General features: G+C 61.1%; 11 protein-coding genes. 5 read left to right on the forward strand and 6 right to left on the reverse strand.

What is annotated here, in order from left to right:
- Positions 1–270 precede the first annotated feature (270 nt).
- Positions 271–1,227: a DUF1559 domain-containing protein gene (locus PLJ71_20935; protein ID HQM51160.1), complete on the forward strand. Its 957-nt coding sequence runs from the start codon at positions 271–273 to the stop codon at positions 1,225–1,227.
- Between the two features lie 600 nt (positions 1,228–1,827).
- Positions 1,828–2,556: a hypothetical protein gene (locus PLJ71_20940; GenBank protein ID HQM51161.1), complete on the forward strand. Its 729-nt coding sequence runs from the start codon at positions 1,828–1,830 to the stop codon at positions 2,554–2,556.
- Positions 2,557–2,847: 291 nt separating this feature from the next.
- On the opposite strand, the gene PLJ71_20945 is transcribed toward PLJ71_20940, so the two are convergent.
- Positions 2,848–3,930, reverse strand: a complete 1,083-nt coding sequence (locus tag PLJ71_20945; GenBank protein HQM51162.1) for a LacI family DNA-binding transcriptional regulator — start codon at positions 3,928–3,930, stop codon at positions 2,848–2,850.
- An 846-nt stretch (positions 3,931–4,776) separates the two neighbouring features.
- On the opposite strand from PLJ71_20945, the gene PLJ71_20950 reads away from it, so the two are divergent.
- Positions 4,777–5,778 carry a prepilin-type N-terminal cleavage/methylation domain-containing protein gene (locus tag PLJ71_20950; GenBank protein HQM51163.1) on the forward strand — a complete coding sequence of 334 codons (1,002 nt, stop codon included), beginning with the start codon at positions 4,777–4,779 and terminating at the stop codon, positions 5,776–5,778.
- A gap of 187 nt (positions 5,779–5,965) precedes the next feature.
- On the opposite strand, the gene PLJ71_20955 is transcribed toward PLJ71_20950, so the two are convergent.
- Genes PLJ71_20955 through PLJ71_20965 form a run of 3 tightly spaced genes read right to left on the reverse strand, consistent with a single transcriptional unit; the run spans position 5,966 to position 8,138 of the window.
- On the reverse strand, positions 5,966–6,124 hold the full coding sequence (locus PLJ71_20955; GenBank protein HQM51164.1) for a hypothetical protein: 159 nt from the start codon (positions 6,122–6,124) through the stop codon (positions 5,966–5,968).
- Positions 6,121–7,368 (reverse strand): helix-turn-helix domain-containing protein, encoded by a 1,248-nt coding sequence (locus PLJ71_20960; GenBank protein HQM51165.1) that lies wholly within the window; start codon positions 7,366–7,368, stop codon positions 6,121–6,123. Before PLJ71_20960 ends, PLJ71_20955 begins: the two co-directional genes overlap by 4 nt.
- Positions 7,365–8,138, reverse strand: coding sequence for an MBL fold metallo-hydrolase (locus PLJ71_20965; GenBank protein ID HQM51166.1), 774 nt, complete (start codon positions 8,136–8,138; stop codon positions 7,365–7,367). The genes PLJ71_20960 and PLJ71_20965 overlap by 4 nt, the downstream gene beginning before the upstream one ends.
- Before the next feature lie 143 nt (positions 8,139–8,281).
- Here PLJ71_20965 and rpoN point away from each other — a divergent pair, with 143 nt between their 5' ends.
- Positions 8,282–9,712: an RNA polymerase factor sigma-54 gene (gene rpoN, locus PLJ71_20970; protein ID HQM51167.1), complete on the forward strand. Its 1,431-nt coding sequence runs from the start codon at positions 8,282–8,284 to the stop codon at positions 9,710–9,712.
- Positions 9,713–9,750: 38 nt separating this feature from the next.
- Here the strand turns inward: rpoN and PLJ71_20975 are convergent, their stop codons facing one another.
- Complete coding sequence (locus tag PLJ71_20975) at positions 9,751–10,335, reverse strand: HD domain-containing protein (GenBank protein HQM51168.1); 585 nt, start codon at positions 10,333–10,335, stop codon at positions 9,751–9,753.
- Positions 10,336–10,410: 75 nt separating this feature from the next.
- A complete protein-coding gene (locus PLJ71_20980; protein HQM51169.1) occupies positions 10,411–10,986 on the reverse strand; it encodes a response regulator in 576 nt (191 codons plus the stop codon).
- Between the two features lie 292 nt (positions 10,987–11,278).
- Here PLJ71_20980 and PLJ71_20985 point away from each other — a divergent pair, with 292 nt between their 5' ends.
- Positions 11,279–13,969, forward strand: coding sequence for a hypothetical protein (locus PLJ71_20985; protein HQM51170.1), 2,691 nt, complete (start codon positions 11,279–11,281; stop codon positions 13,967–13,969).
- Positions 13,970–14,095: the final 126 nt, after the last annotated feature.

The raw sequence follows: 14,095 nt of genomic DNA on the forward strand, positions 1-14,095 counted from the left end.
GGGGACATTTCCGAAGATATGCCGCGCCGCGTGCGTGCGGCCGCGCTCGTTGACTAGATGTCCTATCTCTGGTAGTTTAGCTAAGAGACCTGTTGTTTGCGTCGATTCTTTGGTTGAATCCCTCGTTTCGGTGAGGGTCCCTTCCGAATCGTATGCCAGTTCGTGAACCCTCACGCCGCTATTGGGGGATTAGTGGTGTCATCGTACGCATTTGCCCGCGGGATCTCGGGTTGTCGGCGGTTTTATTGAACGCGTAGAGGAGGAGTGGTCATGAGAAAAGGTTTCACGCTTATCGAACTGCTGGTCGTCATTGCAATCATTGGCATTCTTGCGGCTATCCTGCTCCCGGCGCTGGCGCGCGCCCGCGAAGCGGCCCGCCGCGCAAGCTGCGCCAACAATCTCAAGCAGATGGGCATCGTGTTCAAGATGTACGCGAACGAGAGCAAGGGGGAGAAATGGCCGCCCGTGATGGCCCGCGGAGTAGAGCTGGTGGACTGCGACACAGCCGGTTTCCCTGGAACCGGGGATTATGGCCTGTTGGCCGCCGGTCCGAGCGTGCCTGCAATCTATCCGGAATACCTCACGGATCCAAATGTCATCCTATGCCCTTCAGATGCGGGAGAAAGCGCCGATGACTTGATCAACGCAATCACGGGCGAGTCCGAATTCGGGATTCCCTGCGATGACCCGTATCGCGGCTGGCAGGCTGTGGACTCGAGCTATGTCTACTTCGGCTGGGTTCTCGACCAGACCGATTCGGACGATCCGCAAATTGACGCCGGCCTCGTTGATCCGGCCTATGCCGGCATGGGCACCCCGGCACAGGTCGTGAGCGCCCTTTCTCTGGCACGAACGCAAATCGACGCCTTAGGGAGTGACGATGTAGCGATCTTCGCCATTGCCGACGGAGACTACTCGTTTGGCGGAACACCGTACCAGGGCCTCGGCTATGGCAATGCCGGCACCGATACCGTGTATCGCCTGCGCGAGGGCATCGAGCGGTTCATGATCACCGACATCAACAATCCAGCAGGAAGCGCGCGGGCTCAGAGCGCGATCTTCGTGATGGGCGACCAGATTTCCGTCGAGACCGACATGATGAACCATGTGCCCGGAGGCGCTAACTTCCTGTACATGGATGGACACGTCGAGTTCCTGCGCTACTCTCAAACAGGACCCGGCCCCTGCAACAGCGGCGTCGCGATTGCCATCGGGGCCATCGGCTGACGCGAACCTAGCCCGGAGCGTATTACATACCGTCATATACACCCCTTCCCCGGCCGAAACCGCCGGCCGGGGAAGGGCTTTCATTGGGGGCGGCTGGTTCCAGAATCTGGGAGCGCTGCGCCCTTCCGCACGGGAACCCATGGTCCCATAAGCTCTTTCTCAGCAATTGGTTGTGGCGAAATGCGAAGTCTCCGTCCCGCCCCATTTGGAATCTTGCTGGGGGTAGATGAGAGCGATGGGGCTGAGCGTACCCCAAGACTCTTGCAGAGACGCCTGAACTGCATTTAAGCACCATGCAGGCATCACTTGTGTAATATAGTGATATGTAAGGGCTTAGCGCTTGGCTCGTGTGGATCCGGGCGTTTGGCGCGGTGTTGACAGAAGGCAGGGGGTTTGGTACCTTAGGTGTGTGAGCTATCCAAGGCATGACAACGTTGTCATGAGGTGCGCGGTAATCCAGTTGAATTGCGCGTGTGTCGTGCGGCGGTTGGGCAAGGGTAAGCGGCCTTTCAACTTCATCTGACATCATTCGCCTCAATTCCGACATGCACGGGGCGCGCGTGCTTTTTCGTTTCCTTCATGGGTAGATGCCTGTGGTGTGTGGCCGCGGGCTTCCCGGGAACCGGCAATTACGGCATCATTGCGGCGGGCCCGGATGTGCCAGCGCTCTATCCGGAGTACCTGACCGATCCGAACATCATCGTGTGCCCCTCGGACGCCTCGCACACGAAGGACGACCTGATCAATGACATTACTGGCGAAACCGATTTCGGGTATCCGTGCAATGACGCCAACCAAGGCTGGGCGTTCGTAGACTCCAGCTACTGGTACCTGGGCTGGGTGTGGGACCAAGGCACCAACAACCCGCCCGCGAACCCGGTCGACTTCGTCTATGTTCAGGCTGCGTTCGGGCCGCCCGTGCCTCCGACCGCGACCGCCGCGGATGTCTCCGGGCAGATATGCGCCGCGCTCGCCGTGATCGTCGACGAAGTGGCGGTCAATTACAATTTTAACGCTGTCGACAACGATGTGAGCGTGGCTTCCCCCTTTGGCAATGGCGGCGGCACGACGGTCTACCGTCTGCGTGAAGGCATCGAGCGCTTCATGATCACCGACATCAACAATCCGGCGGGCAGCGCGCAGGCCCAGAGCGAGATCTGGGTCATGGCGGACATCGTCTCGACCGAAGTCTCTCTGATGAACCACGTGCCTGGCGGCGCGAACACTCTGTTCATGGATGGTCACGTCGAGTTCTTGCGCTATCAGCCGGACGGCGACGCGCCCGTCAACGCCGCGACGGCGATCCTGGTTTCCATGCTGGGTGACTGAGCCGAACCGTTTTATATCGAGAGATCACTTACTGCGTTTCCCCGGCCGGGTTTGGCGGCCGGGGAAGCGTTTTTTCTGGTGGTATGGGCGCGGCCGGACGTGTTCATTGCGGGCCCGGCGCACGCGCCGGTGATTGTGGTGAGGGTTTCCAGCCGGCATCCGGATTCGGAGACCTGCGGTCGTAAGCGTGGCGCGGTCAGGAGACCGCTCCACAGCGGGGAGACCCTCCAGCGGGGGGAGTGCCCCACGGCCGGGGCGGGCTGATCGCTACACTGACTCTTTGGCGGGGCGTCAGTCGGTCTCGTTGAACACGCGCAGGGTATCGGTGATGGGTCTTTCGCGGGGTGTCTCGACAAGGGTCGGCTGGTACACGAGCTGGATGGGCCCCTGGCGTTTGTTTTCGATCCAGGCCGCGAGCTGGGCGAGTCCGTCGGCCGATACCTGGCGAAGCGGCAGGCACACATGAGCGGAAGCCTCGGGGAGGACCACGGTATCGTACCGGTAGGTCCACACCACGGTTTCGACGTCGCCGCCGAGGCTGCGTCCGGCCCGGCGCGCACCCTCGCGCAAGACGGCCGGGTCTTCGGTGCCGCTGCTGTCGATAAGGGCGGTGACGCCGCGGTCGCTGAGGACGGCATGGATATTGTTGACCACGCTTTGCCCTTCGAAGGTGACCCAGCGGATGAGGGGCTCGGCAAGAGGCAGGCCGGCTTCGCGCAGCGCCCGCTCGTATCCGCGGCTCCGTTCGAGGCCCGACTGGTAGCCCTGGAATGCCTTGAGTATTCCGATGCGCCTGTGGCCCTTGTCTATAAGGTATTTCGTGCTGAGGTAGGCAGCTTGCTCGTAATCGACCGATGCGGCGCTGCACTCGGGAAACGCGTCCAGACGCGTCACGGCGAGATAGGGGACTGCCCTCTCATGGAGGCGGCGGACTACCTTGTCCTCCAGGGCCAGGGGTCCCGCGAGGAAGCAGGGTCCGAACGCCTGTTCCCACACGCCGCGGGCATAGTCGCCATTGTTGCCGTCGGCGTAGGCGGCCATATCGAAAGTGACATAGTAGCCGCGGGTCCCGAAGACCTCCAGGAGTTCGTCATACAGCCAGACCAAAAAGCTGCGGCTTAGCGGGGCAACCCGGGCCGTGGCGGGGAAGATGACCCCGATGGAGCGGGTAACGCGGCCGCGCAATGCCCGGGCGCCCATGTGGGGGCGGTAGTCCATGTCGCTGACGGCTTTGAGCACGCGGCGGCGGGTATTTTCCGCGACGCCTTCCTTGCCGTTGAGCACGAAACTGACGGTCTTCTGGGAGACGCCCGCCGCTTGGGCAATATCATGTATGGTGTGACGAGCCTTGATGTTGGACTCGGTCTTGCTCACGCGGTCCATTCCTCTTCATTGCTGTGTTTGTGGTCTTTTTTTGCCTGGCATTCCCCCGCTGAGTGCCCTGCGCCAACCATCGGCCCCGGGGAGTTATTTTACGCCGCTTAATAAGCCCATATCAACCGGCGGCAGCGCCAGACAGGGGTTTACGCCTCCCGAACGGGACCCATGGGACCTATGAGTGCCAATCGTGGCTTCAACCGCCTGTCGGCAGGGCATCCCGTTCCTGTCCCTAATCGCGGGATAAGAAGGCCCTCGCGGAAGGGATCTTGTTGTATCCATAGAGACAAGAACGAACTCACACGGAGACACAGGGAACACGAAGATTGAACCCTCCGAAACGGAATGAGATAGGAGCATCATTGCGAATTGCGCGGTGGCGCCTCATCGTGAGACGGGTCCCGGACTGTTGGAAACAGTGTGCGAAGTGGTGCTTGCGCGGGATTTTGAGGCCCGGGGGTCTGCGCGCGGCACGGCAGGCTCCTATCCGCATCAGGCTTCGCGGGCTCCGGTTCGACGAAGGGCTTCGTGCGGGCCTCATCCTGGAGGATGCCGCTCTTGTGGAACTCAAACCCGTGGAGAATGTTACGAAGGCACACCAACGGCATTCCCCGCATCATAGACGGAGATTTTGAGTAGATTTCGCTTCCGCGCGGACGCCATTTCCTCCCGTGTTCTTTTGTCTCTGTGTGAGTTTCCCCAACCGCTGTATTCTCCGTCGATTTGGGTCAGTGCTGTATGTTGACTAACACAGCCATCTGGGGCATAGTAGCAATGGAAAACGGTTTCCTTGCAGGAGGGGAAATCGCGGCGTCGTTGTTGGACATGAAGGAGGATATAGCGATGAGAAAAAGGAAGGGGTTCACGCTTATCGAGCTGCTGGTCGTCATTGCGATCATTGGCATTCTTGCGGCCATTCTGCTCCCTGCACTGGCTCGCGCACGCGAAGCGGCCCGCCGCGCAAGTTGCGCCAACAACCTCAAACAGATGGGTCTTGTTTATAAGATGTACGCGAACGAGTCGAAAGGTGAAAGGTGGCCGATGGCGCAAGTGGGGCTTTTCTCCAACGATTTCTCGGGAGAAAGCGGGGTGGCGCTTGATTTCTGCGCGCTGATGCCGTCTCTCTACCCCGAGTACTTGACCGACCCGTGGGTGCTGCGGTGCCCCTCGGACCCCGGTACCGACTTCGAGGACCGGCTTTACGTGGATTCGGGCGGTCACACGGGCATGGGGCCCGATGCGGTCTTCTGCTTTGGCATGTATGACACGCACGGCGGTTCGTGCATGCGCGTGGCCGACGAGAGCTATACCTACTATGGGTGGCTATTCGATGCATGGGATGAGCCCATCGTGAGCGTTCTTCCGCTTGCGATGGTGGTGAATCCGCTGCTGGATCCCGACGAACAGATCGATGCGAGCGGCACGGGACCAGCCCAGTTCATATATTGGGCGACGGCGTTGATTGTCGGTGTAGCCCCGTACTACGCGGCAAATGATCCCGTTGGCATGGCCCACGTTGTGGACGGCGACCTGGATTTGTCTTCCGTCGGCGGGTCCGCTTACGGGAACAGCGGCGGCAGCACGATCTATCGTCTGCGCGAAGGCATTGAGCGTTTCCTGATCACCGACATCAACAATCCGGCTTCTTCGGCGAGGGCCCAGAGCGAGGTATTCGTCATGTGGGACCTCCTCTCGACGGACCTGGAGTATTACAACCATGTGCCTGGCGGCAGCAACGTGCTGTTCATGGACGGCCATGTCGAGTTCATGCGCTATCCGGGTGAGCAGCCGGTGACCGAGGCGGCGGCACGCGTCGCGGGCGCTCTGACTGCGGCAGGCAACTGAGCTGCGAATCTGGCAACCAGACTGTGGCGCGGTCTCCTGCCCGCGCTACTTTCTCAGGGCCTCACGTCTGTAACCCGAACAGTGCAGGCGAGACGCTTGCGCCACGAATCCCGGCGCGGGCGCCGGTCTCGCATAGGGCATTCCGGCCGCGTACGGTCAGGCGCGGGAAGACGAAGAGGACGGGCGGCTAGCGGCCCTTTGGCCTGTAGTCCGGGCATTTGACGGCGTTGGGACGTTCGGGGCGCACGCAGGCGGAGGGATGATCGTATTTGCAGTTATCGCACAGGAACTCCTCGGGACACGTTTTTTCGCGCCACCAGTGCAGAATCTTTTCCGCCAGCGTCATGACTTTCTCCCGAAACGCGCCCGGTACTGTTGCGGGGAACACTTTTCGAACTTTCGGAACACTTTCGAGAAATTGCTGGAGTCCTTAATGCCAACACGCCGGGCGATCTCGCCTATTCCGAGGCGGGTAGTACGCAACAGCTGTTTTGCGCGGTTTACGCGTTGTCTTCCCACGTATTCGCAGAACGAGACGCCGAGCATGCGCTGCAGCCGCCGCGTGATGGTGCTCGGCGGCTCTCCCAGTTCGGCCGCGATCTTGTTTAGCGTTACGGGGGCGCCCAGGTGTGGAAGCAGGGCTTTGTTCAACGCGGTCAGAGGCTCGTTGTTCGCCGGGCGTTTCGCGCGGCGGCGAATCACCCGCAACACTCCGGTCACGGCATTGGCAAGCTCCGCGTTGGTGCGGGCATTGCCCACCGACGCGACGAATCCCGGCATCCGTTCCCAGCACCCTGTGATGTTCAGTCTGGCGCGCTCGGCGGCTTCGATCACGGCGCCTGTCATCGCGATGGCACGCGCCCGCCGCGCCGCCAACAGGTTTCGTTGGCCCGCGGGACTTTCCGCGAGAACCGTCAAGATCGCGGCCCGCGCTTCGCGCTGATCGCCGCCGGCCAGTGCCGCGACAATTGCGCCGGCGTGAAACGGGTCGGATTCCGGAGCGTTCCGCACCTTCCTTCTCGCGGGTGCCGTGTCTTCACGCGAATCGGGCGATTCCGACTCGGACTCGTTCCGCCAGAGTTCCCACAACGAATTGAGGTTCTCGACAGCCCACTCGGCGAGCGCCGGGGCCGCGTCGCTGTACACCGCGCGAATATCGCTCAGGAGCGAGTCCATTTCCTCGGGTTCCTGGCCGTCCAGAGCGAGGAACCCTCTTCGCGCATCACGCGCCAGACTCTCCGGGGCTTCGGCAGGGCAGTAGGGACCGAACGAAACGACGAACCCGAGGGCCGTGTCCGGAAATACCGGCGCAGCGACGCACGCAAACCCCATATGGCACAGGAACGGAGTGGCCATACCGTCCCGGAGCGCTGCGCGAGAAGCTTCGATTCGGCAATCCCTGCAGGTCTTGGGGCCTTTGGGCAAACCGTGCACGTAACGGCACGCCATTCGCTGGCCGGCGCCCGTTATGCACGGACCTTCATCGCCGCGCTCGATATGGTGCACGGCCACGGGCGTGCCCGCGGCTTTCGCGGCGCGCTCGAGAATGTGCCGCGCTTCAGGCTGCCGCAGAAAGAGCAGCGGGGTCACGGCGCCACCTCGAAGACGGGAGTCGGTTGATGCTGTTGCGCCACTACCAGTTCCGCCCTGCTGTTCCGCATCGCCCGGCGCGCCATCTCCAACACCAGCGCAGGATTGTTATTCTCGGCGCTGATATGGTTAAAAACCACGAGACGGAGCTGGTCATGCACGAGGGCCGCCAGAAGGGTGGACATATCCTCGTTGGAAAGATGACCCATCTTCCCGCGAATGCGCTGTTGAAGCGGGAGCGGATAGGGCCCTTTGCGCAACAGTTCGGGACAGTAATTCGACTCAAGAACAAGCGCGTGCGAACCCTGCAATCGCACACGCACCAGCTGCGGAGCGTGGCCCAAGTCGGCTGCGATGCCCAGCTTGGCGCCATCGCAGCTTATCGAGAATCCGACGGGATCCCCTGCGTCGTGAGAGACGCTGAAACTACTGACCGTAAGACCGTCGAGCCCAATCGAGTCGCCCGCCGTGAAACACTCGACGTTGGGGACATCCGCCACGCTTGTGGGCAGGCCCTCGCATGTAGCGCGGGTCATGAAAACCGGTATACGGAGCTTCCTCGCCAGTACTCCCAGACCCTTGACATGATCGCCGTGTTCATGAGTCACAAAGACCGCGTCGAGGCCATCCAGGCGTTCCCCCACGAGGGCGGCGCGCTCTTGGAGTTGTCTGAGGCTGAAGCCGCAGTCAATCAGGATCTTAGCGCCGCGCGTGACGACCAGAATGGCATTGCCGCTGCTGCCGCTGCCCAAGATTGAAAACCGGATCACGATCGATTCCCCTGACATAACAATGCGCAAAAACGCGCTATCTTCCATATTATATCAACCCGTCCAAGGGGCGCTCCAATTGACAGTTTTTTCGCATGAGAGATATAATAAGCTTGATTGATTTCAAGGAGATTTTGTTTACGATGATGAGGATGGAACATCGTCTCGTTCAGACGCAATCTCAGCGTCTGATGCTGACGCAGCGGATGCAACAGGCCATCCAGATACTGCAACTGTCTGGTTTGGAGTTGGATCAGTATGTGCAGCAGGAACTCGAGACGAATCCCGTCCTCGAGCAAAAGCAGCAGGCCACCGAGCCGCCGGAGACCGAAGCCCAGGAGACCCCGACGGGCGAGGAACCGGTCGATGACGTCGCCTTCGACCTCGACGATTTCGCCAACCGCCTCGGCGATTACAGGCGAACCGGACCCGACTTCAGCCGCAATCGCGACGCCGACAACCGGCGCCAGTATTACGAGGATTCCATTACCAAGGGCGAATCGTTCACCGCGATGCTCTTGCGGCAACTCCGGATGGCCGCTCCTGAGGAATATGATTACCGCATCGGCGAGCGCATCATCGGAGACATCGACGACAAAGGGTATTTCACGGGCTCGGAAGAAGAGATCGCGCAGGAACTCGGCGTCGAGATCAGCGAGGTCCAGCGCGTGCTGGGCCTGATCCAGCAATTCGAGCCGACGGGCGTCGGCGCACGCGACGTCGTCGAATGCCTGATGCTCCAGATCGAGATGGAGTATCCCGAAGAGGACGAACTCAAGATTCTTGTTGCCCAGCATCTCGAAAAGCTCGAGCGGCGTCAGATACCGGCCATCGCCAAAGCCATGGGGGTCAAACCGGAGCGCGTCGAAGAACTCAAGGAGATGCTCGCGAAACTCAATCCCTGGCCGGGCCTCGAATATTCCTCCGGGCCGCCTCAATATGTGATGCCCGACGTCATCGTCGAAAAGACGGACGATTCATACGACGTCTACCTCTCCAACGAGTCCTCGCCCGAGTTGCGCATCAGCAGCCAATACCGCAACCTCATGCGCAACGCGAAAATGAACAAAGACGAGAAGAAATACTTGCGCGACAAGGTCGAGTCCGCCAAATGGCTGATTCGGAATATCGAGCAGCGGCAGAATACTATTCTTCGCATTGCCCGCGCTATCGTAAACGTGCAGGAGGACTTCATGGAAAGGGGCGTCGAGGCTATCCGGCCGCTCACCCTCCAGGAGATCGCCGATGCGGTCGGGGTCCACGAGGCCACCGTCAGCCGGGCCACTCGCGGCAAGTACATGCAAACGCCCCAAGGCCTCTTCGAAATGAAATACTTTTTCTCGCCCGGCCTCAAACTGGACACCGGCGACGCGCAGTCCTCGAAGAGCATTCAATCCCTTGTCAAGAAGATGATCGACGAAGAGAACAAGAGCAAGCCGCTGAGCGACCAGAAAATCGCGAACCTCCTGAAGAAGCAAGGCATTAACATCGCCCGGCGCACCGTCACCAAATACCGCGAGAACATGGACATCTTGCCAACGACCATGCGCAAGATTTACCAGAACGGCAAGTAATCGTCTGCGGTCAGGATTCGTGCGAAGTCCCGGGCGGGTCAGAGGCGCTTCTTCTTGCTCACCCGAGTCAAGAGCAACTCGACGGCATCCTGCAGTTCATCGAGGATCGGGTGTGCCCACTTCTCCGCCAATGCTCCGGTAACGGTTTTGTAGTACCAGAGGGTTCCTGCGCGCCGCCCGCTGAATCGCTGCCAGAGGGATTCCCCCACCTGGCGATAATCCCGCAACAGCGAGAGCACGTTGTGAAGCTTGTCCGCCGCGACGATGAGTTTTACCTCGGGCGGCAGTTGGCCGATACGCTCGATGAAGGCCTCTTTGCGCGCGCGCCATGGGGGTTTGGGGATATTGGTCGAGTCGCTGCACGCCAGCACATACGAGGCGATCTCCTTCCCCAAATGCGCTTCAATGGTTTTCAGCGCTTCGTGGCCGCCTTGGTCCTCGGCAGCGTCATGCAGTAGCGCGGCCGCTACCTGCCGCTCGCTTCCGCCATATTCGCCCACGAGGGCGGCCACTGACAGCAGGTGGTACAGGTAGGGTATATCGGTGCTCTTGCGGGATTGTCCCCGGTGAAGAGTCTCGGCCAGAGAGAATGCTTCCGAGACAAGTGACGGGTTACGTTTCATGCCTCCTCCGGCGCCGCGAGGCTCGCGTCCCCCTGCGGAATTGCGGAATCATCCGGCGGGCCGCGGAATGCAGCTTCACGCCTGCAGAAGCTTGTTCACGCGTTCCACGAGTTTTGAAATCTCGAAGGGCTTGGCCAGATAATCGTCAAAACCCTGCTTTGACAGATGCCGCGCTTCGTCGTCGTCCAGGTAACCTGAAATTGCAAGCACCCGCGTATTCTTCGTGTCTTGCCGCTCCTTGACCCGCTGGCACACCATCCGGCCATCCATGTCGGAAAGGTGAATATCGAGGATCAATACATGAGGCGTGTGTTCCACCACCATGGCGCCCGCATCGAAGCCCGTCGAGGCCACAAACACTTTGTAGTCGCCCGCGCGGGCCAACGCCGCCGGGATGATGTCGAGATAGTAGGGGTCGTCATCTACGACGAGGATTCGGAACTCATCTTCCTCGAGGCGTTCGAGCGGAACCCCATGGCTAAGCATGAATTTCCGGAGACTGTTGTAGGGAATACGGCGGTCGCCGCCGGGCCCCAGCCGGTACCCCTCGATCTGCCCGAGATCGAACCATCGCGCCACCGTATCGGGAGATACGCCGCATATGGCCGCCACCTCGCCGCTCGTAAAGACTTTGTTCTTCATATCCGTCATCGAGCCGCCCTCGCCTGGAGAAATTAGCGTTTTTCGGTGTTTGCGGAGCATTATCGCATATCGGAATTCATCAGTCAACGGAAACGGTCGAAGGAAAACGAGCGAGCGGCCCATGCATCCCTGGTTTGTGACGCCATTCCCGGTCATTTTCGCCCCGAACCCTGGCCGCGCCGGCCTCGAGCGGATGGGTTGACCCGCTCCGGAATCCGAATTCAACGCGCAAACCGTCCCTGTTGATAGGCGGATTTCCCGGCATTCGTGTTATTCTTCCGGGCAGCAGGAGGGATTTCCAATGAAAGTGAAACGGATAGCCATGTTGTTCGTGGCCCTTTGCACGTGCGCCCGCGCGGCAACTCCCCAGGAAAGCGGCGGCATTCCCTATCCCGAAGCCCTTAAGCGGGCAGATATTGCCCTGCCGTCGCTCGGGCAACCGATCAACGACGCTCTCATTCTGGGCAATGGCGACCTCAACGGGTTGTTTTTCGCGGACGGCGCCGACCTCGTCTTCCGCATCACCAAGAACGACGTGTGGGACGCCCGGCTCGACGCGGAATTGAATCCACCCATCCCCACCCTCGAACGCCTCAAACAGTTGGGGAGGGGGGAGTGGCCGGACCGCAACTGGATCCTTCCCGAGGGATATAAATACGAAGGCAACGACGCTTACGGTGCGCATCCCTATCCGTGCCCGAGAGCGTGCGGGGTGGTCCGCATTCCTGGCGCTGCGTCAGGGCTTCATGCGGCCGCGTTGAGCCTGCGATTCGCGGAGGCCACGGCATGTGCTCAGGAATGCGTTACTCGCGTTCTCACGCCGGCGCAATCGAATGTCGTCCTGTTCCGCTCGGAACAGTCGCCGGGCACGGTTCTCGAACCGATCGTCTCGTCCGATATTCCCGCGGCCGAAACCGGAGAGCAGGAGGGGGCCACGTGGCTCCGGCAGGAGATCCCGGGCGACCTCGATTGGCCGGGGATGACGTTTGCCGCGGCACGAGTTGCGGAAGGCGAGCTGGCGGCTGTTGCCGTGGTCACGTCACGCGAATCGGCCGAGCCGCTGGCGGCGGCTATCCAACTTGCCCGCGATGCCGTCGCGCGCCCGTTTGACGACACTGTTGCCGGGCATCGCGCTGTGTGGGAAGATTTCTGGGCCAGGAGCGGGTTTCAGGCCGAGGACCCCGTGCTGGAGCGGGCGTGGTACCGCAACCTGTACTTCCTGCGCTGCGTCACCAAGCCCGGCGTAATCAGTCCGGGCCTGTTCGCGGGCCTGTTGGACGATGCTCCCGCGTGGCATGGCGATTTCCACACCAACTACAACATTCAACAGACCTTCTGGTCCGCCTTCGCGACGAATCATTGCGAGCTGGTCGAGCCCTACGACCGGCTGATCTCGGAATATCTGCCGCGCGCCCAGTGGCTTGCCAAGAACATCTTCGGCTCGGACGGCGCATTTTATCCGCATGTGTTGTTCGCGTATGAGCCGCCGGACCCCGAAACATGCAAGAGTCCGCATGGCCGTCAATACATCCACCATGTCTGGGCCTTCACGATGGGGGTCACCGGGTTCACGGTGCAGCCTCTCTGGTGGCACTACAAATATGCGCCGGACCGCGCGTTTCTCGAGGAAGTGGCGTATCCTGCCGTGCGCGGGGCGGCGGAATTCTATGCCGATTTCGTCGATACGTGCGAGCGCGACGGTGATCACGTTGTTCTCGCTCCCACGGTCTCTCCTGAACACCACGGATGGACGGCCGGTTTCGAACGCAACCGGGATTGCGCCTTCTGCATCGCCTATTTCCGCATGGTTTTCGATGCTGCCATCGAAGCGGCCGGGATTCTGGATACCGATGCCGGGCAAGCAGCCCGCTGGAGCTCCGCGCGGGATTTGCTTCCCGACTATCCGCGCTTCACGGATAAGGAACCTATCATTGTGGACGTGGCAGGCGCCCCGCCCATCACCTACAACATCCCCGTGCCCACGACTCCGGTGTTTCCCGCCGATCAAATCGGATGGTTCTCGCCGCCGGAACTGCAGGACATTTTCCGGCGCACGGCGGCGGGCCTGCGCCATAACGGCAACAACGCGCCTATCATGCTTGCGGCCGCGAAAGCGCGTCTGGGCATGCCGGACGCCCACGAGTGGCTGCGTACCGAGATACAGTGGCGCGAACGGCCCAATGGGACCCTGAGCTTCAACCGTTTGGAGCCGCAGTTCGGGTTCAATGATTTCGGACACTACACCGAAATGTTTGGCGTCTGCCTTCCGATCAATGAACTGCTTCTCCAGAGCGTGGGCGACGTAATCCGGCTGTTTCCCGCCTGGCCGGGCCACATGGGTGCGCGCTTCGCCAACATGCGCACGCAGGGGGGCTTTCTCGTCTCCGCGGGTTTCTCGGGCGGGCAGGCGCAAGACGTAACCATTGAAAGCACCGCCGGCGGCCCATTGAGACTTCAGGCGCCGTGGCCGAAAACCGAGGTTCTCGTGGAAGGGGGCTGGAGACCGTGCGCCGCCGATGATCGGGGAATTCTCGCCGTGGCTACGGAGTCCGGACAGGTGTTTCGTTTTCGGCCCCATCCCATCTGGACACAAGTTCGCGCGCAGGGCACGGAGCAGTCGTTCCGGTTCGAGGACGGCGCGGCGGTGATGCGTATTCAGGGTGCGCCGGGGGTTTCTACGGGCTATCAGATGCCTGGTACGGGCGCGGCGGCCATTACCGAAGTGGCGTGGGACGTGAAGGGGAGCTCCAACGCCCAGTATTTCGTCGAGGTGACTACATCAGAAGGCCCCCGAGTCACCGGCTGGACCCGCAGCCCGCAAGATTGGACAAAGGGGCGGCTCGAACTGCCGGCCGGCGCGTCAGTCAGCCACATTGTGCTGTATACCCAATCCGACGATGGCGCGGCCGCGTTCAACGCTTTCCGGGAACTGGTGTTCAAACCCTCGGGCCCGGCGGAAGAAATCGCCCTGGACCTGGAAGCGCACGAGTAGCCCGGAACTGGAAGAGGCGGTTCAAAACCGATTTCAAATTCTACGGCTTGGCCGATGGCCTACATGCCCTGTTCGCCCGCCATCCCGGAAGGCCCCACGCCGCCCCAAGAGCCCCGAACCCCGCGA

The sequence above is a fragment of the Candidatus Hydrogenedentota bacterium genome (genome assembly GCA_035416745.1).
In the GTDB taxonomy this organism is placed as follows: domain Bacteria; phylum Hydrogenedentota; class Hydrogenedentia; order Hydrogenedentales; family SLHB01; genus UBA2224.